Source organism: Corynebacterium bovis DSM 20582 = CIP 54.80, assembly GCF_030408615.1.
Lineage (GTDB): Bacteria > Actinomycetota > Actinomycetes > Mycobacteriales > Mycobacteriaceae > Corynebacterium > Corynebacterium bovis.
On record NZ_CP047187.1, the window covers coordinates 1,345,250 to 1,368,444 of the forward strand.

A 23,195-nucleotide genomic window follows, 5' to 3' on the forward strand; every position below is an offset into this window, starting at 1 on the left:
ACCGTCGGACGACCGGACGTACCCGCCGCCGGCGACAGCGAGAACGCGAGAACGAGGGAGAGACCGCGAGGATGACCGTGCTACCCGTGAGACTGTTTGGGGATCCGGTGCTCCGGACGCCCGCCGACCCCGTCGGCCCGCCCGAGGGGTCCGGGGACGGCACCCCCGCCGAGGGCACGGAGCGGGCGTCGCTGCGCACCCTCGTGAACGACATGCTCGAGACGATGGACGACGCCGGGGGCGTGGGCCTCGCCGCGAACCAGGTCGGGATGACTGTCCGGGTGTTCGTGCACGACTGCGAGGGTGACCGCGGGCACGTCGTCGACCCGGTGTGGGAGCCGGTCGGGGAGGACACGGTGACGGGGGTCGAGGGCTGCCTGTCTGTCCCGGGGGTGCGGGGGCCCGTGCCCCGGTTCGCGACGGTGCGTCTCACCGGGCGGACCGTCGACGGCGCGGTCGTCGACCGCGTCGTCACCGGCCTCATGGCACGGTGCGTGCAGCACGAGACCGACCACCTGGACGGGGTGATGTTCATGTCGCGGATGGCGCCGGAGGACCGGCGGCGGGCGATGGGGGAGATCCGGTCGAGCGGGTGGTTCGCCCGATGAGGATCATCTTCGCCGGAACCCCGGAGCCCGCCGCCGTCGTGCTGCGCCGTCTCGTCGAGGGCGGGGAGCACGAGGTCGTCGCCGTGCTCACCCAGCCGGACGCGCCGCGGGGGCGTGGCCGGACGGTCCACCCGTCCGCCGTCGCCGCCGTCGCCGCGGAGTACGACCTGCCGGTCCACAAGTTCCCGGGGCTGCGGGACGACGCCCCCCGGGAGGTGCTCCGGGCACTCGCCGCGGACGGTGCCGAGGCCGTCGCGGTCGTCGCCTACGGCACCCTCATCCCCGCCGACCTGCTCGACGTCGTGCCGCACGGCTGGATCAACCTCCACTTCTCCCTCCTGCCCCGGTGGCGGGGGGCGGCCCCGGTGCAGGCGGCGATCGCCGCCGGGGACGAGGTCACGGGGGCGACGACGTTCCGCATCGAGGAAGGACTGGACACCGGCCCGGTCCTCGGCACGGTCACCGCGCCCGTCACCCGGGAGGACACGGCGGACGACCTGCTCACCCGCCTGACCTACGCGGGGCGGGACCTCATGGTGGAGACGCTCACCGGCCTCGCGGAGGGCACCGTCGTCCCCCGACCGCAACCGGACGAGGGGGTGACGCACGCGGGGAAGATCCGCACCGCCGACGCCCGGATCGACTGGTCCCGGCCGGCGGAGGTCATCCAGCGCACGGTCCGGGCGCACACCCCCGCCCCGGGGGCGTGGACGATGCTCGACGGGCAGCGTCACAAGATCGGCGGCGTCGCGGTCGCCGACCCGGACGCGGCCGGCGGTACCGCGGACGCCCCGGCGCCGGCCCCCGGCGAGGTCCGGGTCGTCGACGGCCGGGTCCTCGTCGGCACCGGCGAGGGGGTGCTCGAGGTGCTGACGATCCAGGCCCCGGGCAAGCGGATGACCGACGCGGCGGCGTGGGCGCGCGGCGCGCGGGCCCTGTCGGGGACCTCCGGGTCGCCGGCACGATTCGAGACGGAGGACTGACACATGGGTGGATTCCGGTCGAGGTCCCGCTCCGGCGGGAACGGTGACGCGGCAGGGGCCGGTGCCAACGGTGCGCACGGGAGAAACGCTGCGCACGGCCCCGACCGTGCGGGCACGGGGTCGGGCGCGGCGGGACGCTCCGGCGGCCGTCGCCCGGCCCCGGCGTCCGGGCGGCGGGGGAGCGGCCGGGACGACCGGGACAACCGGGACCGGGGCCGGGCGCCCCGCGGTCGACGCACCGGGGACGACCGCGCGCGCGACGTCCCGGCGGCCGACCCCGTCCGCGAGGTGGCCCTCGACGTGCTGCGGCAGGTCAGCGCGGAGGACGCGTACGCCAACCTCGTGCTCCCGGGGGCGCTGCGCCGCCGCGGGCTCGACGGCCGGGACGCGGCCTTCGCCACCGAGCTCACCTACGGCACGCTGCGCGCCCTCGGACTGCTCGACGCCGTCATCGCCGAGGCCGCCGGCCGGCCCGTGAGCGGCATCGACGCGCCCGTCCTCGACGTGCTGCGCCTCGGCGCCTACCAGATCCTCCGCACGCGGGTCAGCGGGTACGCCGCCGTCGACACCTCGGTGACCCTCGCGCGGTCCCTGGGACTCGACCGGGCCACCGGGTTCGTCAACGGGGTCCTGCGCACGCTCACCCGCCGGGACCCGGAGGAGTGGGTGGCGACCGTCGCGGGCGGGTCGGACCTCGCCGCGCTCGCCCTGCGGACGTCCCACCCGGTGTGGATCGCCGAGGTCTTCGCCCGCGCGCTCGGCCTCGCCCCGGAGTCGGCGGCGGGGTCGGACGAGCTCCGGCGGGCGCTCGAGGCCGACGACACCCGTCCCGTCGTGCACCTCGCGGCCCGGCCGGGGCAGATCACCGCCGAGGAGCTTGCGCTCGTCACCGGCGGCGAGGTCGGCCGGTGGTCCCCGTACGCCGTGTACCTCGACGAGGGTGACCCGGGGGACCTCGACGCGCTCCGGGAGGGCCTGGCCGGGGTCCAGGACGAGGGCAGTCAGCTCATCGCCCTGGCGACGGTGCGGGCACCGCTCGACCGGGAGGACACCGGCCGGTGGCTCGACCTCTGCGCCGGACCGGGCGGGAAGTCCGCCTTCCTCGGGGCGTGGGCCCAGACCGAGGGGGCGGTCCTCGACGCCGTGGAGGTCGTCCCGCACCGCGCGGAGCTCGTGGAGAAGGCCACCCGCGGACTGCCGGTCACCGTCCACGTCGGCGACGGCCGGCACCCGGGCCGGATCCCGGGGCTCGCCGCCGCGGTGGACGCCGGCGGCCACGACCGGGTGCTCGTCGACGCCCCGTGCACGGGTCTCGGCGCGCTGCGCCGCCGGCCCGAGGCGCGGTGGCGGAAGTCACCGTCGGACGTGCCCGACCTCGTCCGGCTCCAGCGGGACCTCCTCCGCGCGGGGCTGCGGGCGACGGCCCCCGGCGGCGTGACCGTGTACTCGACGTGTTCCCCGCACCCGGGGGAGACCGTCGACGTCGTCCGCGAGGTCGCGGAGCGGGAGGGGGCGACGGTGCTCGACGCCCGGCGGATCCTGCCGGAGGTCACGGATCTCGACGACGCCCCGTGGGTGCAGTTGTGGCCCCACCGGCACGGGACGGACGCGATGTTCATCGCCGTGCTGCGACCGGGGAGCGGGGGCTGCGACGTCGCGGACGCCCGGTAGGATGACGGCCATGTGCCCGACCGGAGATCCCTCAGCGTCATCGTCCCGGCCCGCGTCCACGCCGGTGCCCCGCCCGACGGGCGCGCCCGTCGTCGCCCCCTCGATCCTCTCGGCCGACTTCGCCCACCTCGCCCGGGACATCGACCGGGTCGGTGACGCGGAGTGGCTCCACATCGACGTCATGGACGCCCACTTCGTACCGAACCTCAGCTTCGGGCTCCCCGTCGCCGAGGCGGTGCGCCGGTCGACGGACCGGTTCCTCGACGTGCACCTCATGATCGAGGACCCGGCCCGGTGGGCGCCGGACTACGCCGCCTTCGACAGCGTGACCTTCCACCTCGAGGCCGTCGCCGACGTCGCGGCGGCCGTCGACCTGGCCCGGACCCTCCGCGCGGCGGGGACGCGCGCGAGTGTCAGCGTGAAGCCGGGCACGCCGGTCGAGCCGCTCCTCGACCGGCTCGCGGAGTTCGACATGGTCCTCGTCATGAGCGTGGAGCCCGGTTTCGGCGGGCAATCGTTCATGCCGGAGGTGCTGGACAAGGTCCGCGCGCTGCGCCGCCGCATCGACGCCGACGGCACGGGCACGCTCGTCGAGATCGACGGCGGGATCGGCCCCGCGACCGCCGGGGAGGCCGTCGCCGCCGGCGTGGACGTCCTCGTCGCCGGGTCCAGTGTCTTCGGTGCCGACGACCCCGCCGCGCAGGTCACCGCCCTGCGCGAGGCCGGGCGCGCCGTGTGGGCCGACCGCCCCGGGCCGGCGCCGGCCGCCGGGGGAGACCGTGACGTCCCGGACGCGGGGCACCGGGGGGAGACCGGGACGGACGCCGGGTGACCCCCGGTTCACCGACCGGCGGCCCACCGACCCGCGCCGCCTCGGCCTACGCCGACGCGGTCCGCCGGGCCGTCGCCGCAGGCGACGGCGACCCGCTCCACGCGGACCCCGGCACCGCGCTCCGGCTCGGCCGGGCGGTGGAGGAGGCGGTCGCGGTCGGCGAGGACGCGCGGGGCACCGCCAGCCCCAACCCCGCCGTCGGCGCGGTCGTCCTCGACCGGGCGGGGGAGGTCGTGGGGCGGGGGAGCACGGCCGCCCCCGGCGGCCCCCACGCCGAGGTCACGGCCCTCGCCGCGGCCGGTCCCCGGGCCGCCGGGGGAACCGCCGTCGTCACCCTCGAACCGTGCGACCACACGGGCCGGACCGGACCGTGCTCGCAGGCCCTGCTCCGCGCGGGGGTGCGCGGGGTCGTCTACCTGCACGCCGACCCCTCGGGAGCGGCCGCGGGCGGGGCGGCGACGCTGCGCCGGCACGGGGTGGCCGTCACCGGTCCGCTCGCCGCCCACGCCGACCCGACCTGGCTGCCCGTCGCCGCCGTCGAACGCTGGCTCACCGCCGTGCGCCTCGGCCGCCCCCACGTCACCGTGAAGACGGCCGGCACGCTCGACGGGCTCGCGGCGGCGACGGACGGCACCTCGCAGTGGATCACCGGGCCGGCGGCCCGCGGGGAGGTGCACCGGGACCGGGCGCGCCGCGACGCCGTCGTCGTCGGGACGGGGACGGTCCTCGCCGACGACCCGCGCCTCACCGCCCGGCTGCCCGACGGCACGCTCCACGACCGCCAGCCGCTGCGGGTCGTCGTCGGCACCCGGGACATCCCCCCCGGGGCGGCCCTCGCCACCCGCGGCGAGGGGGAGTCCCCGGTCGTCGTGGCCGGGACCCGGGACCTCCCGGCGGTGCTCGCGGACCTGCACGGGCGCGGCGTCGTCGACGTCCTCGTCGAGGGCGGGCCCCGGCTCACCGCCGCCGTGCTCGCCGCCGGTCTCGTCGACGAGGTCGACGCGTGGATCGCCCCCGCCCTCCTCGGCGCCGGGCTGCGGACCGTCGCACCCCCGCCGGGGACCGCGACGACGATCGGGGACATCCTCCGCCTGCGACCTCGCTCTCTCACCACCCACGGGGGTGACCTGCGCCTCACCTCGACGGTGGGCTGCACGGACGACGTCGCGGGCCCGTTTGTAGAATTCAGTCCGTCGACACACGGACACTCCCAGGGATTCCCCCGGTGACCGGTCCCGGCGGCCGGCAGCCCCACGTCCACCAGCAGCACGCCACATCCGAGGAGGCGCAACGATGTTCACCGGGATCGTCGAGGAGAAGGGCAGGGTCGCCGCCGTCGAACGGCAGGGCGACGCCGCCCGCGTGAGGATCGCCTGTTCGACCGTGCTCTCAGACGTCGCGCACGGCGACTCGATCGCCGTGTCGGGGGTGTGCCTCACCGTGACCGACCACGACGACGAGGGCTTCTGGGCGGACTGCATGAAGGTCACCCTCGACTACACGACGCTCGGGGACGTCACGGTCGGCCGGGTCGTGAACCTCGAGCGGGCGGTGCGAGCCGACGGCCGGCTCGGCGGGCACATCGTCCAGGGCCACGTCGACGGCACCGCGACCGTCGTCTCGCGCACCCCGGGCGAGGAGTGGGAGGTCGTCCGGCTCCGGCTCGACGACCCGACGCTCACCCGGCACCTCGCGAAGAAGGGGTCGGTCACCCTCGACGGCACGTCGCTGACGGTCTCCGAGCTCGGCGGCCGCGCGGGCGACGGCGACGGCGGGTGGTTCGAGGTCTCGCTCATCCCGACGACGCTGGAGCTCACGAGCCTCGGCGGGCTGCAGCCCGGCGACCGGGTGAACGTCGAGTGCGACGTGCTGTCGAAGTACGTCGAGCGACTCCTCGAGGCCGGGCCCGCGACGGGCGCGCCCTGAGAACCCGCACCCGGGCCACCCGGGCCGGACGCCACGTCCGGGCACGCCGGACAGCACCCGGGCCGGTCCGCCGACCGGCACAGGAGCCGGCACACGAGCACGCACACCAGACAGCACACCAGACAAGGAGCCTCACCCGGTGACACCAGACCGTACCCATGACACCTCCGGCCGCGACCGGCTGCTCGACGACGTCGAGACCGCCATCGCCGACATCGCCGCGGGAAAGGCGGTCGTCGTCGTCGACGACGAGGACCGGGAGAACGAGGGCGACCTGATCTTCGCCGCCGAGCTCTCCACGCCCGACCTCGTCGCGTTCATGGTCCGCCACTCGTCCGGGTACATCTGCACCGCGCTCCCCGGCGCCGAGTGCGACCGGCTCGGGCTGCCGCCCATGGTCGCCCGCAACGAGGACGTCCGCGGGACCGCCTACGCGGTCACCGTCGACGCGGCCGCGGGCATCACGACCGGCATCTCCGCCCACGACCGGGCGCACACCATCCGGTGCCTGGCCTCCCCGGACTCCGACCGCTCGACGTTCCACCGGCCGGGGCACGTCGTCCCGCTGCGCGCCCGGGAGGGCGGGGTGCTCGCCCGCGGCGGGCACACGGAGGCGTCCGTCGACCTCGCCCGGGCCGCCGGGCTGCGGCCCGCCGGGGTGCTCTGCGAGATCGTCTCGGAGGACGACCCGACGGAGATGGCCCGGCTGCCCGAACTCCGCCGGTTCGCCGACGCGCACGGCCTCAGCCTCATCTCCATCGAGCAGCTCGCGGAGTGGCGGCGCGTCCACACCCCGGTCGTCGAGCGGTCCGTCGAGACGAGGCTGCCGACCGTCCACGGTGACTTCCGGGCCGTCGGTTACACCGGCGTCATCGACGGTGTCGAGCACGTCGCCCTCGTCGCCGGGGACGTCACGTCCGACGGCGGGGAGGACGTGCTCGTCCGGGTCCACTCCGAGTGCCTCACCGGGGACGTCCTGGGGTCCCGACGCTGCGACTGCGGGGAGCAGCTGGACACGGCGCTGAACACCATCGCGGAGGAGGGGCGCGGGATCCTCGTGTACCTCCGGGGCCAGGAGGGCCGGGGGATCGGCCTCGTCCCGAAGCTCCGCGCCTACGCGCTCCAGGACCAGGGGATGGACACGGTCGACGCGAACACCGCCCAGGGGCTGCCCGCGGACGCGCGCGAGTACAGCGTCGCCGCGCAGATCCTGCGGGACCTCGGGGTGCGCTCCGTCGCCCTGCTGTCCAACAACCCGGCGAAGAAGTTCGACCTGGAGTCGCACGGGCTCGGTGTCAACCGCCGCGTGCCGGTGGAGCCGCCGGCGAACGCGGAGAACATCCGGTACCTGCGGACGAAGCGGGACCGCATGGGGCACCAGCTCGACTCCCTCGGTGACGCCGACACCGACGGCGACGCCGGCGCCGGCCGGACCCGCTGACCGGCCCGACCCACGCACCCGACCACCCGCCCGACCCACGCACCCGACCACGAACCCGACCACCCGCCCGGACCCGGTCCGGGAACCGAAGGAGAACAGCATGTCAGGAACCGGAGTCAGCGAGATCACCGTCCGCCCGGGGGCCGCTGAGGGCCTCACCGTCGCCGTCGTGTCGTCGACGTGGAACGCGGAGATCACCGACCAACTCCACACCCGCGCGGTCGAGACCCTCCGCGAGGCGGGCGCCCGCGTCACCGAGTACCGGGTCGCCGGGGCCCTGGAGCTGCCCGTCATCGTCGCGGCCCTCCTCGAGGTCTCCGACGCCGTCGTCGCGACGGGCTGCGTCATCCGCGGCGCGACCGTCCACTTCGACCACGTCTGCAACTCGGTGACCTACGGGCTCACGCGCTGCGGGCTCGACGCGGGCCGTCCCGTCGGCAACGGTGTCCTCACGGTCGACGACGTCGCCCAGGCCCGGGACCGCGCCGGCCTGCCCGGGGCCGCCGAGGACAAGGGGCACGACGCCGCCGTCGCCGCCCTCCACTCGGCCCTCGTCCTGCGGGAGATCCGGGGCTCGGGGCGCTGACCCCCACCCCGGTCGGGACCGGCCCCGGCCCGGTCACGACGCCGCCACGCTGCCGCCACGCTGCGGTCACGCCCCGGTCCGGCGGCGGGCGGTCGGCGCCCGCCGGGCGGTTTGTCCCGGCCGCCGGGTCGGGGGGTAGGCTCGTCTCCGTGAGCAGCACCGAGACCACCCCCATGCCCGACGACGCCGTCGCGCCCCGCGCGGGAACGGACGGCACAGCCTCCGGCGACGGGTGGCTCGTGACGGTGACCTCGCGTTCGCTCCGGATCTGGGCGTGGAGCGCCGTCGTCGTCATCATGGTCGTCCACGTCGTGATGGGGCTCGTCAGCGGGGTGGGGGACACCGGGGCCACGGTGACCGTCGTCGACCAGTGGTCCTTCGTCGGCATCGGCCTGCTGCTGTCCGGGGTGTGCCTGCTCCTGCTGCGGCCCCGCGTCCGGGTCAACGCGTCGGGCGTGGAGGTGCGCAACCTCGTCAGCGCGCAGTTCTACCCGTGGGACCTCGTGCACGGCATGTCCTTCCCCAAGGGTGCGCGGTGGGCGCGCCTGGAGCTCCCGGACTTCGAGTTCGTCCCGATGATGGCGTTCCAGGTCGCGGACAAGCGCACGATCTTCCGGGACGTCGAGGCCTTCCGCCGGCTCGAGGACCGGTACATGCCCGACGAGTGACCCATGGCGGATCCCCTCGACTACCGCCCGGCCCCCGGCACGGTCCCCACCCAGCCCGGGGTCTACACCTTCCGTGACGCCGACGACCGCGTCATCTACGTCGGCAAGGCGAAGAACCTCCGCGCCCGGCTGGCGAACTACTTCCAGGACGTCCGGAACCTCCACCCCCGGACCCGCACGATGGTGCTCAGCGCCGACCACGTCCAGTGGACGGTCGTCGGCAGCGAGTTCGAGGCGCTCAACCTCGAGTACACGTGGATCAAGCGCTTCAGTCCCCGCTTCAACGTCATGTACCGGGACGACAAGACGTACCCGATGCTCGCGGTGTCCGTGAAGGAGGAGTTCCCCCGGGCCTTCCTCTACCGGGGGCCCCGGAAGCGTGGCGTGCGGTACTTCGGCCCGTACCCCAAGGCGTGGGCGATCCGGGAGACCCTCGAGTCCCTCACCCGGGTCTTCCCCGTCCGGACGTGCACGAAGGGGGTCTTCCGCCGCCACGAGCAGCTCGGCCGTCCGTGTCTGCTCGGCTACATCGACCGGTGCAGCGCCCCGTGCGTCGGGAGGATCGACGCCGCGGCCCACCGGGAGCTCGTCGACGGGTTCTGCTCCTTCCTCGCCGGGGGGACGACGGACGCCGTCCTGCGGGACGTCCGCGGCGAGATGCAGCAGGCCGCGGAGAACCTCGACTTCGAACGCGCGGCGACGCTGCGCGACCAGCTCGGCGCCATGGAGAAGGCGATGGAGAAGCAGGCCGTCGTGTTCTCCGACGACACGGACGCCGACGTCGTCGCGCTGGCCAGCGACGACCTCGAGGCGGCGGTCCAGGTCTTCCACGTCCGCGGGGGCCGGATCCGCGGTCAGCGGGGATGGGTCGTCGAGAAACCGGACGTGCCCGACGCCGACGGTGCCGCCGCCGGGGAGGAGGGGGACACCGCGACCGACCCGGCGTGGCCGGCCCTGCTCGAGGACTTCCTCACCCAGTTCTACGGCGACCAGGCGGCGCTCACGTCCGCGACGGAGTCGGCCGTCGGCGGGGCCTCGCGCGCCGACGCGGCGGGGGAGCCGTCCCCGGACTCCGCCCTCGCCGCGGCGATCTCGCCCGGGTCCTCCCACATCCCCGGTGGCGTGGGCCCCGGCTCGGCGGAGACCGCGATGACCGTCTCGCCCGTGCCCCGGGAGGTGCTGGTCCCAGTGCCGCTGCCGGAGGGGTCCGACGTCCCGACGTGGCTGACGGGGCTCCGTGGCAGCCGGGTCACGGTCCGTGTCCCCCGTCGCGGGGACAAGCGTTCCCTCATGGACACGGCGACGACGAACGCCTCCCAGGCCCTCCACCAGCACAAGCTCCGCCGCACCGGCGACCTCACCGCGCGGTCGGCGGCGCTGCAGGAGCTCCAGGAGGCGCTGTGGATGGACACGAGCCCGCTGCGCATCGAGTGCACGGACATCTCCCACATCCAGGGCACGGACGTCGTGGCCAGCCTCGTCGTCTTCGAGGACGGGCTGCCGCGCACGTCGGACTACCGCCGGTACAAGATCCGGGAGGCCGCCGGCGACGGGCACTCGGACGACGTCGCCTCCATCGCCGAGGTCGTGCGGCGACGGTTCCGCCGCCACCGGGAGGACCGGCTGGCCGTCCCCGCCGGCGACGACGGCGGCGACCTGCTCGAGGGGGAGGAGCAGGTCGCTCCCGCGGAGACGCCGCGCACCCGGTTCGCCTACCCGCCCCAGCTCTTCATCGTCGACGGCGGGAAGCCGCAGGTCGACGCCGCCGCCGCGGTGCTCGACGAGCTCGGTGTCACGGACGTCACCCTGTGCGGCGTGGCGAAGCGGCTGGAGGAGCTGTGGGTGCCCGGGGACGACCACCCGGTGATCCTCCCGCGGAACTCGCAGGCGTTGTACCTGGTCCAGAACCTCCGCGACGAGGCGCACCGGTTCGCCATCACCTTCCACCGCCAGCAGCGCAGCGCCCGGATGCGGCGGTCGGTGCTCGACGACGTCCCCGGCCTCGGACCGAAGCGACGGCAGCAGCTGGTCCGCGCGTTCGGCAGCGTCGCCAAGGTCCGGGAGGCCGGGCCGGAGCGGATCGCGGAACTCCCCGGCTTCGGCCCGCGCCTCGCCGAGGCGGTCGCCGCCGCCCTCGCGGAGGGGGACGGCGCCGCCCCGGAGGCGTGACCGGCACCGGGACCCCGGGTGCGAGTTCTGTCACACCCCGCCGCGGCCGCGGCGGCGCGGTTAGGATGGGCCCCATGGAGAAACCCGAGACCCCGGTCCCCGAGACTGCGGACCGGACCCCCGCGCGGGGACCGGCCGCCGACGGTGGATCCCCGACCCCGCCGGAGACGTCGCTGGTGCTCATCACCGGGATGTCCGGCGCGGGCCGCAAGGCCGCGGCGACGGCCCTCGAGGAGATGGGGTGGTACGTCGCCGACAATCTCCCGCCCGAGCTCATCATGCGCATGGTCGAACTCAGCTTCGAGACGGACTCGCCCGTCGAACGGCTGGCCATCGTCACGGACGTGCGGTCCCGGGACTTCGCCGGCTCGCTCGAGGACGTGCTCACCTCGCTGCACGACACGGGTCGCAGCCCGGTGGTGCTGTTCATGGAGGCCGACGACGCCACGCTCATCCGGCGGTTCGACACGGTCCGGCGCACGCACCCGCTGCAGGACGGGGAGACACTCCAGACCGGCATCGACCGGGAGCGGGCGATGCTCGCCGGGATCCGGGCCCGCGCCGACGTCGTCATCGACACGTCCGGCAAGAGCATCCACGACCTGCGGCGCAGCATCGAGGACTACTTCCGGACGCGCAGCGGGGCGCGGCAGCACCTGACCATCGAGTCCTTCGGCTTCAAGCACGGCGCGCCCCGTGACGTGGACATGCTCCTCGACGTCCGGTTCCTGCCGAACCCGTACTGGAACCCGGACCTTCGCCCGTACCGGGGCGTCGACGAGCCGGTGAGCACCTTCGTGCTGTCCCGGCCGGGGGCCCGCGAGTTCATCGGCTCGGTCCACGACATGGTGCACACGATGCTCCCGGGGTACCGCCGGGAGGGCAAGAACTTCATCGCCCTGGCCGTCGGGTGCACGGGCGGCCACCACCGCAGCGTCGCGGTCGTCGAGGAGCTCGCGGAGCTGTTCCGGAAGGACAACCTCGACGTGCGCGTCGTCCACCGCGACCTGGAGAGGAACCAGTGACCCCCACGACCGACCCGGGTGACCGGGACGCCCCGACCCTCGACCGTGTCGCCGCGCTCGGGGGCGGTCACGGACTGTTCTCGACGCTGCGCGCCGCGCGCCGCGCGGCCGCCTCCGTCACGGCGGTCGTCACGGTCGCGGACGACGGCGGGTCGTCCGGACGGATGCGCCGCGAACTCGGTTCGTTGCCGCCGGGGGACCTCCGCATGGCCCTCGCCGCGTTGACGGAGGACACCCCGCGGGGCCGGCTGTGGGAGCGGACGCTCCAGCACCGGTTCGCCGGCCACGGGGCGCTGGCGGGGCACGCCGTCGGCAACCTCGTCCTCACGGGCCTGTCCGAGGTCATGGGCGACCACGTCGCGGCGTTGGACGAGCTCGCGGTGCTGCTCGGCATCCGCGGGCGGGTCCTGCCGATGTCGCCGGTGCCGCTCGACCTCGAGGCCGAGGTGTCGGGGCTGGGGGAGGACCCGCGCGAGGTCACGGCGGTCCGCGGGCAGGTGGCGGTCGCCTCGACCCCGGGGCAGGTCCGGCGGGTCCGGCTCATCCCCGGGGACGCGCCGGCCACGGAGCCGGCGGTCGAGGCCGTGCTCGACGCCGACGTCGTCACCCTCGGCCCGGGGTCGTGGTTCTCGTCGGTGATCCCGCACCTCCTCGTCCCGGGGATCGACGCCGCGCTCGACCGGACCGACGCGGTCAAGGTGCTGATCCTCAACCTGGTGTCGGAACCGGGGGAGACGAGCGGGTTCTCGATGGAACGCCACATCCACATGCTGCGGCAGCACTGTCCGTCGCTGCGGATGGACGTGACGGTCGTCGACCGGTCGACGGTGTCCGACGCCCGCGAGCGCCGGGCGCTCGAACGGGCCGCGGGGCAGCTCGGCGCGCGGGTCATCTACCGCGACGTCCGGGCGGACGACGACCGGGGTCGCTGGTCGGACCGGCACTCCCCGGAGAAGCTGGCGCGGGTGCTCCGGGAGTTCGCCGGCCCGGTCGACGCGCTGCCCGCGGAGCTGCCGGACGGGGCGGCGGACACCGCGTCGGGCGGGGAGCCCGCCGGGCGGTGACCCGGCCCGCACCGGAGTGGCTTATGCTCGGAGGCCGGTGCACGGAGCGTCCGGGCCCCGGGCCGGGACGGTCCGGGCCCCCGGGCGCAGTTCCCGGAGTCGCGACGAGAAAGGTGACAGCAGTGGCCCTGACCCCTGAAGTGAAGGACGAGCTCGCCCGCGTGACGGTCACGGGGTCCGACGTCATGACCGCGGAGGTCGCGGGCCTGCTGAGGTTCAGCGCCGCCCTGCACCTCGTCAGCGGCCGGGTGGTCGTCGAGGCGGAGGTCGACAGCGGCCAGACGGCCCGCCGGCTCAGCGCCGCGGTGGAGAAGCTGTTCGACATCAGCGGCGACCTCCAGATCATCGGGGCGGGGAACCTCCGCCGCAGCGCGCGGTACGTCCTGCGGTGGTCGGAGGGCGGGACCGAGCTCGCGCGGCGCACGGGGCTCATCGACCGGGCCGGCCGCCCGGTCCGGGGGCTGCCCCCGTTCATCATCGGCGGGACCGTCGACCAGTGCGTCGCGGCGTGGCGCGGGGCGTTCCTCGCCCGGGGGTCGCTGACGGAGCCGGGGCGCGCGTCCGCGCTCGAGGTCGCGGCGCCGAGCAACGAGTCGGCCCTCGCCCTCGTGGGGGCGGCGCGGCGCGTCGGCCTCACCGCGAAGACGAAGGAGACCCGGGGGATCCAGCGGGTCGTCATCCGCGACGGCGAGGCGATCGGCGACCTCCTCACGCGGATGGGGGCGCAGAAGGCGCGGCTGGCGTGGGAGGAGCAGCGGATGCGGCGGGAGGTGCGCGCGACGGCCAACCGGCTCGCGAACTTCGACGACGCGAACCTGCGCCGGTCCGCGCGGGCCGCCGTGGCCGCGGCGGCGCGCGTCGAACGGGCCCTCGAACTGCTCGGGGAGGACGTGCCGGACCACCTCGCCCAGGCGGGGGCGCTGCGGGTGGGGCACCGCCAGGCGTCGCTCGAGGAACTGGGCCAGCTCGCCCAGCCGCCGATGACGAAGGACGCGGTCGCGGGCCGCATCCGGCGGCTGCTGTCCATGGCCGACCGGAGGGCCGCTGAGCTGGGGGTGCCGGACACCCACGCGGCCGTGACGGAGGAGCTCTTCTCCGAGGTCGACCCGGGGGAGTGACCCCCCGCGCGGGGGGTCGGGGAGGCTCCCCCGACGACCACCCCGGTGGCCGCCCCCGCAGGGGTCTCCGGCCGCCCCGGGGAGGGGTGCCCCTCAGTGCACCCGTCGCCATCCGAAGGTAGCCTTGACGGTGTCACCGCACCGGTCCGACCGGTCCCCGCGGCACCCCGCGGCGGACCCGGACCGGGCGTACACCGTGAAACCGAATAGGAGACATCATCGTGACGGTTCGTGTTGGTATCAACGGCTTCGGCCGCATTGGCCGCAACTTCTTCCGGGCGCTCCGCAAGAACGGCGCTGATCTCGAGGTCGTCGCGTTCAACGACCTCACCGACAACAAGACACTCGCCAACCTCCTGAAGTATGACTCGATCATGGGTCGGCTCGACGCCGAGGTGACCTACGACGACGAGTCGATCACGGTCGACGGCCAGCGCATCGTCGTGACGTCGGAGCGGGACCCGAAGAACCTGAAGTGGGCCGAGCTCGGCGTCGACATCGTCGTCGAGTCCACGGGCTTCTTCACCAACGCCGAGGACGCGAAGGCGCACATCGACGCCGGCGCGAAGAAGGTCATCATCTCGGCCCCGGCGAAGAACGAGGACGGCACCTTCGTCATGGGTGTCAACGAGAAGGACTACGACCCCGAGAAGCACACCATCATCTCGAACGCGTCCTGCACGACGAACTGCCTCGCCCCGCTGGCGAAGGTGCTCGACGAGGCCTTCGGCATCGAGCGCGGCCTCATGACGACGGTCCACGCCTACACCGGTGACCAGCGCCTGCACGACGCCCCGCACAAGGACCTCCGCCGTGCCCGCGCCGCCGCGCTGAACATCGTCCCGACGTCCACGGGTGCCGCCAAGGCCGTCTCCCTCGTGCTCCCGCAGCTCAAGGGTGTCCTCGACGGCTACGCCCTCCGCGTCCCGGTGCCGACCGGCTCCGTGACCGACCTCACCTTCGACGCGAAGTCCGAGGTCAGCGTCGAGTCCGTCAACGCGGCGCTGAAGAAGGCCGCCGAGGGCGAGCTCAAGGGCATCCTCTCGTACTCGGACGACGAGCCGCTCGTCTCGACCGACATCGTCGGCGACCCGCACTCCTCGATCTTCGACTCGGGCCTGACGAAGGTCATCGGCAACCAGGTCAAGGTCGTCTCCTGGTACGACAACGAGTGGGGCTACTCCAACCGCCTCGTGGACCTCACCGCCTACGTCGCCGAGCGCCTCTGACACCTCACCCGACGCGTCGGTCGGCGGTGACCCGGGGACCCGGGCCTCCGCCGTCGGGACGCTGACGGTCGCCGGACGGGCCGGACCGGTGCCTTCCCCGGGCACGGCCCGGCCCGTCCTTGCTGTACCCGCCCCCACCCGGGGCCGTCCACGCCCCCACCCGGAGCCGATCCCACCCTCTGAGGAGAACTCATGTCCACCTCCACCATCAAGACCGTCGACGACCTCATCGCCGAGGGGGTCACGGGCCGCCACGTGCTCGTGCGCGCCGACCTCAACGTCCCCCTCGACGGGGACACGATCACCGACCCGGGGCGTGTCGACGCCTCGGTCCCGACGCTCAAGGCCCTGCTCGACGCCGGTGCCCGCGTCATCGTGGCCGCCCACCTGGGCCGGCCCAAGGGTGAGTTCGCCCCCGAGTTCTCCCTGTCCCCGGTCGCCGAGGCGCTGTCGGAGCGCCTCGACCAGTGGGTGCCGCTGGCCTCCGACGTCACCGGGGAGGACGCCCACGAGCGTGCCAACGGCCTCAACGACGGGGACATCCTCCTGCTCGAGAACGTCCGCTTCGACCCCCGGGAGACCTCCAAGGACGACGCCGAGCGGGACGCGTTCGCCTCCGAGCTCGCCGCCCTCACCGGGGACAACGGGGCGTTCGTCTCCGACGGCTTCGGCGTGGTCCACCGCCGGCAGGCCTCCGTGTACGACGTTGCGACGAAGCTCCCGCACTACAGCGGCGGCCTGGTCCAGACCGAGCTCGAGGTCCTCGAGAAGGTCTCGGGCGACCCGGAGACGCCGTACGTCGTCGTCCTCGGCGGGTCGAAGGTCTCGGACAAGCTCGGGGTCATCGAGGCCCTCGCGCCGAAGGTCACCCACCTCATCATCGGCGGCGGCATGTGCTACACGTTCCTCCGCGCCCGCGGGCTCGACGTCGGGGCCTCGCTCCTCCAGGAGGACATGGTCGACACCTGCCGCGACCTCCTCGACCGGTTCGGGGACGTCATCGTCCTCCCGACGGACGTCGTCGCCGCCGAGGCCTTCGACCGGGACGCGGACCACCGCACCGTCGGCGTCGACGCGATCCCCTCCGGCTGGATGGGCCTCGACGTCGGGCCGGAGTCCGTCGCCGCGTTCCGCGACGTGCTCTCCTCCGCCCGGACGATCTTCTGGAACGGCCCGATGGGCGTGTTCGAGTTCCCGGCCTTCGCCGAGGGGACCCGGGGCGTGGCCGAGGCCATCGTCGACGCGACGGCCGCGGGCGCGTTCAGCGTCGTCGGCGGCGGCGACTCCGCGGCCGCGGTCCGGTCCCTCGGCATCTCCGAGGACGGCTTCAGCCACATCTCGACCGGTGGCGGTGCTTCCCTGGAGTTCCTCGAGGGCAAGGAGCTGCCGGGCGTCACCGTCCTCGAGAACTGACCCCCACCCGCCCCACCCGCGGGCGGACCCCACCCCTGAAGGACCCTGAAGGAGAAGCCATGACCCGCACCCCGCTCATCGCCGGCAACTGGAAGATGAACCTCAACCACCTGGAGGCGATCTCCGTGGTGCAGAAGTTCGACTTCGCGCTGCCGAAGGACTACTACGACCACGTCGACGTCGCCGTCATCCCGCCGTTCACCGACATCCGCTCCGTGCAGACGGTCGTCGACGGCGACAAGCTGCCCCTGACCTACGGTGCCCAGGACGTCTCCGAGCACGAGTCCGGGGCGTACACCGGCGAGGTCTCCGCCCCGATGCTCGCGAAGCTCGGCTGCACGTGGGTCGTCGTCGGCCACTCGGAGCGACGGCAGTACCACGGTGAGGACGACGCCCTCGTCGCGCGCAAGGCCGGCGCGGCGCTCGCCGCCGGGCTGTGCCCGATCGTCTGCGTCGGTGAGCCCCTCGAGGTCCGGGAGGAGGGCACGCACGTCGACTACGTCGTCAAGCAGGCCCGGGCCTCCCTCGCCGGGCTCGGTGCCGCGGAGCTGCGGAAGACCGTCATCGCCTACGAGCCGGTGTGGGCCATCGGCACGGGCCGGTCGGCCACCGCCGACGACGCCCAGGAGGTCTGCGCCGCGCTGCGCGGGCTCATCCGTGACCTCGCCGACGACGCCACGGCCGACGGCCTCCGGATCCTCTACGGCGGGTCGGTGAAGACCGACACGGTCGGCGACATCGTCTCCCGTCCCGACGTCGACGGCGGCCTCGTCGGCGGCGCGAGCCTCGACGGCGAGGACTTCGCCCGCCTGTGCGCCGCCGCGGCCAAGGCCGTCTCCGCCTGAGCCCGACCCCGGACCCGTCGCGCCCGCCCCGACAGGGAGCGGGCGCGTCACCGACGCTGACCATGCCCCACAACCCCCGAGAGGTGACTTCACGTCCATGAGTGAACCCCAGAACGTCCCCGGGACCGCCATCCCGATCGTCCCCGAGACGTCCGGTGGCGCGGACCAGACCCCGGACATCACCCCCGACGTCCGGGACGACATCCGCTACCTGGGAGCCATCCTGGGTGACATCGTCCGCGAGCAGGAGGGGGAGGAGATCTTCCGGCTCGTCGAGGACGCCCGGCGCTCCGCGTTCGCCATCCGCTACGGCGACGAGAGCGTCACCGACCTCACCGAGCGGTTCCGCGACATCCCCGTCGACCGGGCCCTCCCGGTGATCCGGGCCTTCTCCCACTTCGGCCTGCTCGCGAACCTCTGCGAGGACCTCTACGAGGACCGCCTGCGGGAGCACGCGGCCGACGCCGGCGAGCCCGCCCCGGACTCGACCCTCGAGGCGACGTGGCGCAAGTTCGACGACGGCGACGTCTCCGCCTCCGCCGTCAGCGAGGTCATGGGGCGCGCCCACGTCGCCCCCGTGCTCACCGCGCACCCGACCGAGACGCGGCGCCGGACGGTCTTCGACGTGCAGAAGGACATCACCCGCCTCATGCGGCGGCGCGGGGAGATCCTCACCGCCCCGCACACCGCCCGGACCGACGAACGCCTCGCCGCCCTCGACCGGGACATCCGCCGCCGCGTGACCGTCCTGTGGCAGACCGAGCTCATCCGCTCGGTCCGACCCCGCATCGAGGACGAGATCAACGTCGGCCTGCGCTACTACGGCATCAGCCTCCTCCGGGAGATCCCGGCGATCAACCGCCGCGTCATCGACCACCTCGTCGACACCTACGGTGACGACGTCCCCCGGACGCCGGTCGTCCGCCCCGGCTCGTGGATCGGCGGCGACCACGACGGCAACCCCTACGTCACCGCGGACACGGTCCGGTTCGCGACGGACCGCGCCGCCCAGACGGTCATGGCCCACTACCTGGAGGAACTCGGCACGCTCGAGCACGAGCTGAGCCTGTCGTCGAACCTCACCGACGTGACCCCGGAGCTGCTCGAGCTCGCCGACCGCGGGCACAACGACGTGCCCTCCCGCGTGGACGAGCCGTTCCGGCGGGCCGTCCACGGGATCCGGGGGCGCGTCGCGGCGACGGCGGTCGCCACCCTCGGCGACGACATCGTCCCGGCGGGCCTCGACGACGCCCACGAGCCGTACGGCAGCGCCGCGGAGATGGTCCGCGACCTCGACACGGTCGACCGCGCCCTGCGGCAGTCCTTCGACGGCCTCATCGCCGACCACCGGCTGTCGGACATCCGGGCGGCCGTGCAGACGTTCGGCTTCCACCTCAGCGCCCTCGATCTGCGCCAGAACTCCGAGACGTTCGAGGAGGTCCTCACGGAGATCCTCGCCCGGGCCGGTGTGACGGAGGACTACTCGGCGCTCGAGGAGAGCGAGCGGATCGAGCTGCTCATCGGCGAGCTCCACACGCCGCGTCCCCTGTGCGACCCGGACGCGGAGTGGTCCGAGGTCACCGAGCGTGAGCTGGGGATCTTCCGCGCGGCCGCGGCCGCGGTCCGGAAGTTCGGCCCGGAGGTCGTGCCGCACTGCATCATCTCGATGGCCTCGTCCGTCTCCGACATCATCGAGCCGATGCTCCTGCTCAAGGAGGTCGGCCTGTTCCGGGCGGACGGGGACACCCCGACGGGCGGCGTGGACGTCATCCCGCTGTTCGAGACGATCGACGATCTCGCGGCCGGGGCCGGGATCATGCGCGAGCTGTGGGCCCACGAGTTCTACCGGGCGTACGTGGAGCAGCGCGGCGGGGTCCAGGAGATCATGCTGGGCTACTCCGACTCGAACAAGGACGGCGGCTACCTCGCCGCGAACTGGGCCCTCTACGACGCCGAGCTGCAGCTCGTCGCCGCCGGTGAGGAGGCCGGGATCGGCCTGCGGCTGTTCCACGGCCGCGGCGGGACCGTCGGCCGCGGCGGCGGGCCGAGCTACGAGGCGATCCTCGCGCAGCCCCGCGGCGCGGTCCAGGGCAGCGTCCGCATCACCGAGCAGGGTGAGATCATCTCCGCGAAGTACGGCGTCCCGACGTCGGCGCGGCGGAACCTCGAGGCCCTCGTCTCGGCGACGCTCGAGGCGAGCCTCCTGCCCGTCGACCACGTCGAGGACCCGGAGCGCGCCTACGAGACGATGCGCGAGCTCGCCGAGTCCTCCCGCCGGACGTACGCCCGGCTCATGCACGAGGACGCCGGCTTCATCGGCTACTTCACCAGCTCGACCCCGCTCGCGGAGATCGGCAGCCTCAACATCGGCTCCCGGCCGAGCTCCCGCAAGCAGACGGACTCCATCGAGGACCTGCGGGCGATCCCGTGGGTGCTGTCCTGGACCCAGTCCCGGACGATGCTGCCCGGCTGGTTCGGGGTCGGTTCCGCGCTGCGGGACTGGATCGGGGAGGGGGACGACGCCGCCTCCCGCCTCGACTACCTCCGGGGCCTCAGCCGTCGGTGGCCGTTCTTCGCGTCGGTGCTGTCCAACATGGCCCAGGTCATGGCGAAGGCGGACCTGTCGCTGGCGAAGCAGTACTCCACCCTGGTCCCGGACCGTGACGACGCGGAGCGGATCTTCGGCGTCATCGCCGACGAGTTCCAGTTGACGCTGGAGATGTTCCTCAAGGTCACCGGCGCCGGGTCGCTGCTCGAGGACAACCCGATGCTCGTGGGGTCCGTGCGCAACCGTTTCCCGTACCTCGTGCCGCTCAACGTGCTCCAGCTGGAGCTGCTGCGCCGGTACCGGGCGGGTGACCAGAGCGACGACGTCCGGGCGGGGATCCGGCTGACGATGAACGGCCTGGCGACCGCGCTGCGGAACTCGGGCTAGCGGTCGGTGCGGGGTCGTCCGGGGCCGGGGCTGCGTGTCGCGTCGTGCATGTCGCGGATGCGGTCCCCGGTCCTGTAGGATGAGTCCGTTGTCCGGAAGACGTCCGGCTGTCGAAACGTGCGTGAAGGTGGTTCGATGACTCTCGCTCTCCAGATCATCCTGGTGATCACGAGCCTGCTGATGGGCCTGTCAGTGCTCCTACACAAGGGCAAGGGCGGTGGCCTGTCCAGCCTCTTCGGTGGCGGTATGCAGTCGAACCTCTCGGGCTCGACCGTCGTCGAGAAGAACCTCGACCGGTTGACCGTCATCACCGCGATCATCTGGATCGCGGCGATCATCGGCCTGAACCTGGTCATGCACTACGGGCTCTGAGCCCTGGGGCTGCCGGGCCCGAGCACCGCTGAGCCGGTGCACCACTGAGCTCGAGCACCGCCGGCCTTCCGGCCGGGACCGGGGGATTCGCCTCTCGGGCCACGGCCGGACCTGAGAAACCGGGACGGGCCCTCCCTGAACGCCGCACACGCGGCGGGGGAGGGCCCCGTTTGTCGTGGAGTGTCCCGCCGCCACGGGCCCGCGACCGGCGGGCGCTGATCGACATCGCCCAGCCGGCGGGCGCTCAGCCGGATTCCCGGCAGGCCTCCCGGCAGACCTCTCAGCGGGCTCACAGCCTGGGGCGGCTCAGCCGGATTCCCGGCAGACCTCTCAGCGGGTCGGGTCGGCCGCGGCGTCGACGTAGAGGACCGTCGACCGCCGGCCCCGTGCCCCGGCCACCGGCCACGCCGTCGCGTCGTCGCCGGACAGGGCGTGCCCGGCGGCCTCCCGCTTGGCCTCGCCGGCGACGAGCAGCCACACGGCGTCGGCCCGCCCGACGGCGTCGAGGGTGAGTGACACCCGCTCCGGCGGGGGCTTCGGGCAGTCCCGGACCGGCACGACGGTCTCCGTCGAGACCAGTTCCGCGCGGTCCGGGAAGAGCGAGTTGACGTGCCCTTCGGGCCCCATCCCCAGCAGGTGCAGGTCGAAGCCGTCGGGCGCGTGGGTCTCCACGACGGTGGCGTACGCGGCCGCCGCCTCGTCCAGTCCGTCGCCGGCGGGGTCGTCACCGGGGGCGGGCGCGGCGTAGCGGTGGATGTTCTCCGGGGGGACGGCGACATGGTCGAACAGTGCGCGGTCGGCCTGGCCGTCGTTCCGCTCCGGGTCGTCGGCGGGCACGTAGCGCTCGTCGCCGAAGAAGACGTCGACGCGGGACCAGTCCACCGCGGTCACCGGGAAGCTGTCGGCCTGCGCTGTCGCGGCATGGTCGAGGACGGCGAGCTCCCGGAGGACGGCGACGCCCGCCCCACCGCCGGTGAGGACGATGCGGGCCCGCCCGTCACCGCCGACCCCGCCGCCGGTCTGGGCCTGCGCGATGAGGTGCACGGCGTCGCGGGCGGCACGGCGGGCGAGGTCGTCGACGTCCCGGGCCCGGACGACGTCGACCGTCCCGGAGCCCTCGCTGTGGTCGGTGTGGGATCCGGTCACCGCTGCGACACCTCCCTGTCGTCCACGGCCCCGTCGGCGGCACCCGCGGTGGGCGCCCCGGGGGGCACGGTCCCGCCGGTCGCCGACCGGTGTCCGCCGCGGTGGTCCGGGCGAACGACGCGCACCAGGCCGTGAAGCGCGTGGCCGAAGGTGTGGTCCGGGTCGAGGTGACGCAGCTCCTCGGCGAGGAGGTCGCCGGTGGACCGGTGGTGGAGGGCGACGACGTTCTCGCGACCCGTCCCCGACGCGACGCGCAGCGTCGTCGGGGCCTCGACGGTCACGGTCACCGGCGCGGTCGGCCGGGCGAGGTGGACCTCGCGGATCCCGACGGCGGGCGGTTCATCGGGCGCGTCCGCACCGTCCGCCGCCTCCGGGGCGGTGTCCCGGACGGCGCCGCCGGTCGCGGACCACGCCCGGGCGGCGTCGGTCCGGGCCGTGGGCGTCTCACCGGACACGTGCCGCGTGACGGGCACCCCGAGGCGGTCGGCGAGCCAGCCGCCGGCGATGTCCACCGACGGGTCGTCGGCGGGACCGGACAGGGTGACCGACGTGACGTTCTCGTACGGCTCCTGGTCGAGGGCGGAGGCGACGAGCCCCCGCCACGCCGTGATGCGGCTCCACGCGAGGTCGGAGTCGCCGTCCGTGTACGTCGTCCGCCGCCGGAACAGCTCCTCCGGGTCGTCGGAGGCCCCGCTGTCGGTGATGCGCCGCTGCGCGAGCCGTCCGACGGGGTCGCCCGCCGGGTTCCGCGGGGCCGCGGACGGCCACCACGCGACGACCGGGGTGTCGGGGAGGAGGAAGGGGGTGACGACGCTGGCCACGTGGGAGGCGAGCTCACCGTGGAGGTGCATGACGATGATCTCGGATGCGCCGGCGTCACCGGCGAGCCTGATCTGCCCGTCGAGCGTGGGGTCGCCGCCGTCGGGGTGGGTAACGACGACGACAACCCGGGCGGGGTGCTCCCGGGACGCGTCGTTGGCCGCGGTGAGGATCCGCTCGAGGTCGTCACCGCCCGTCGCGACGATGATGAGGGTGAGGACGCGCCCGGAGGCCACCTCACCGCGTTCCTCACGGAGGTGACGCAGCCGCCTGCCGATGGTCTGGGTGTCGGTCGTGGGGAGGTCGATGATCATCCGGTGAATTCCTTTCTCGGCACGGAGCCGG

Annotated in this window: 20 protein-coding genes; 18 read left to right on the plus strand and 2 right to left on the minus strand. The window is 74.1% G+C overall.

Annotated elements, in window-relative coordinates; genetic code table 11:
* Positions 1-71 precede the first annotated feature (71 nt).
* The 18 genes from def (at position 72) to secG (ending at position 20,885) form a co-directional block, all read left to right on the plus strand.
* Entirely contained in the window at positions 72-608 is a 537-nt protein-coding gene (gene def / locus CBOVI_RS05380) for a peptide deformylase (RefSeq protein WP_029157790.1), read from the plus strand.
* The gene (gene fmt, locus CBOVI_RS05385) at positions 605-1,591 is read left to right on the plus strand and encodes a methionyl-tRNA formyltransferase (protein ID WP_125185924.1); all 987 of its coding nucleotides are present in this window, start codon (positions 605-607) and stop codon (positions 1,589-1,591) included. The genes def and fmt overlap by 4 nt, the downstream gene beginning before the upstream one ends.
* 3 nt (positions 1,592-1,594) lie before the next feature.
* Positions 1,595-3,262 (plus strand): RsmB/NOP family class I SAM-dependent RNA methyltransferase, encoded by a 1,668-nt coding sequence (locus CBOVI_RS05390; protein ID WP_125187401.1) that lies wholly within the window; start codon positions 1,595-1,597, stop codon positions 3,260-3,262.
* Positions 3,263-3,272: 10 nt separating this feature from the next.
* Complete coding sequence (gene rpe, locus CBOVI_RS05395) at positions 3,273-4,094, plus strand: ribulose-phosphate 3-epimerase (RefSeq protein WP_125185922.1); 822 nt, start codon at positions 3,273-3,275, stop codon at positions 4,092-4,094.
* 137 nt (positions 4,095-4,231) lie between these two features.
* On the plus strand, positions 4,232-5,323 hold the full coding sequence (gene ribD, locus CBOVI_RS05400) for a bifunctional diaminohydroxyphosphoribosylaminopyrimidine deaminase/5-amino-6-(5-phosphoribosylamino)uracil reductase RibD (RefSeq protein ID WP_221623003.1): 1,092 nt from the start codon (positions 4,232-4,234) through the stop codon (positions 5,321-5,323).
* 64 nt (positions 5,324-5,387) lie between these two features.
* Positions 5,388-6,020, plus strand: a complete 633-nt coding sequence (locus CBOVI_RS05405) for a riboflavin synthase (protein ID WP_010265115.1) — start codon at positions 5,388-5,390, stop codon at positions 6,018-6,020.
* Between the two features lie 139 nt (positions 6,021-6,159).
* Positions 6,160-7,461 carry a bifunctional 3,4-dihydroxy-2-butanone-4-phosphate synthase/GTP cyclohydrolase II gene (locus CBOVI_RS05410; RefSeq protein WP_010265111.1) on the plus strand — a complete coding sequence of 434 codons (1,302 nt, stop codon included), beginning with the start codon at positions 6,160-6,162 and terminating at the stop codon, positions 7,459-7,461.
* A 100-nt stretch (positions 7,462-7,561) separates the two neighbouring features.
* Positions 7,562-8,047, plus strand: a complete 486-nt coding sequence (gene ribH, locus CBOVI_RS05415; protein ID WP_029157701.1) for a 6,7-dimethyl-8-ribityllumazine synthase — start codon at positions 7,562-7,564, stop codon at positions 8,045-8,047.
* Positions 8,048-8,220: 173 nt separating this feature from the next.
* Positions 8,221-8,715 carry a PH domain-containing protein gene (locus CBOVI_RS05420; protein WP_050798178.1) on the plus strand — a complete coding sequence of 165 codons (495 nt, stop codon included), beginning with the start codon at positions 8,221-8,223 and terminating at the stop codon, positions 8,713-8,715.
* 3 nt (positions 8,716-8,718) lie between these two features.
* Positions 8,719-10,884 (plus strand): excinuclease ABC subunit UvrC, encoded by a 2,166-nt coding sequence (gene uvrC / locus CBOVI_RS05425; RefSeq protein WP_010265100.1) that lies wholly within the window; start codon positions 8,719-8,721, stop codon positions 10,882-10,884.
* A 74-nt stretch (positions 10,885-10,958) separates the two neighbouring features.
* A complete protein-coding gene (gene rapZ / locus CBOVI_RS05430; RefSeq protein ID WP_010265096.1) occupies positions 10,959-11,909 on the plus strand; it encodes an RNase adapter RapZ in 951 nt (316 codons plus the stop codon).
* Positions 11,906-12,973, plus strand: a complete 1,068-nt coding sequence (locus CBOVI_RS05435) for a gluconeogenesis factor YvcK family protein (RefSeq protein ID WP_010265093.1) — start codon at positions 11,906-11,908, stop codon at positions 12,971-12,973. The genes rapZ and CBOVI_RS05435 overlap by 4 nt, the downstream gene beginning before the upstream one ends.
* A gap of 122 nt (positions 12,974-13,095) precedes the next feature.
* Entirely contained in the window at positions 13,096-14,091 is a 996-nt protein-coding gene (gene whiA, locus CBOVI_RS05440; protein WP_010265090.1) for a DNA-binding protein WhiA, read from the plus strand.
* A 221-nt stretch (positions 14,092-14,312) separates the two neighbouring features.
* Positions 14,313-15,320 carry a type I glyceraldehyde-3-phosphate dehydrogenase gene (gene gap, locus CBOVI_RS05445; RefSeq protein ID WP_010265085.1) on the plus strand — a complete coding sequence of 336 codons (1,008 nt, stop codon included), beginning with the start codon at positions 14,313-14,315 and terminating at the stop codon, positions 15,318-15,320.
* A 192-nt stretch (positions 15,321-15,512) separates the two neighbouring features.
* On the plus strand, positions 15,513-16,733 hold the full coding sequence (locus CBOVI_RS05450; protein ID WP_010265081.1) for a phosphoglycerate kinase: 1,221 nt from the start codon (positions 15,513-15,515) through the stop codon (positions 16,731-16,733).
* Between the two features lie 59 nt (positions 16,734-16,792).
* Positions 16,793-17,578, plus strand: a complete 786-nt coding sequence (gene tpiA, locus CBOVI_RS05455; RefSeq protein ID WP_010265078.1) for a triose-phosphate isomerase — start codon at positions 16,793-16,795, stop codon at positions 17,576-17,578.
* Positions 17,579-17,756: 178 nt separating this feature from the next.
* A complete protein-coding gene (ppc, locus tag CBOVI_RS05460) occupies positions 17,757-20,513 on the plus strand; it encodes a phosphoenolpyruvate carboxylase (RefSeq protein WP_029157700.1) in 2,757 nt (918 codons plus the stop codon).
* Between the two features lie 135 nt (positions 20,514-20,648).
* Positions 20,649-20,885, plus strand: a complete 237-nt coding sequence (gene secG / locus CBOVI_RS05465; RefSeq protein ID WP_010265071.1) for a preprotein translocase subunit SecG — start codon at positions 20,649-20,651, stop codon at positions 20,883-20,885.
* A 330-nt stretch (positions 20,886-21,215) separates the two neighbouring features.
* Here the strand turns inward: secG and pgl are convergent, their stop codons facing one another.
* Positions 21,216-22,031: a 6-phosphogluconolactonase gene (gene pgl, locus CBOVI_RS05470; RefSeq protein WP_010265067.1), complete on the minus strand. Its 816-nt coding sequence runs from the start codon at positions 22,029-22,031 to the stop codon at positions 21,216-21,218.
* Positions 22,028-23,164: a glucose-6-phosphate dehydrogenase assembly protein OpcA gene (locus tag CBOVI_RS05475; RefSeq protein ID WP_010265064.1), complete on the minus strand. Its 1,137-nt coding sequence runs from the start codon at positions 23,162-23,164 to the stop codon at positions 22,028-22,030. The genes pgl and CBOVI_RS05475 overlap by 4 nt, the downstream gene beginning before the upstream one ends.
* Positions 23,165-23,195 lie beyond the last annotated feature (31 nt).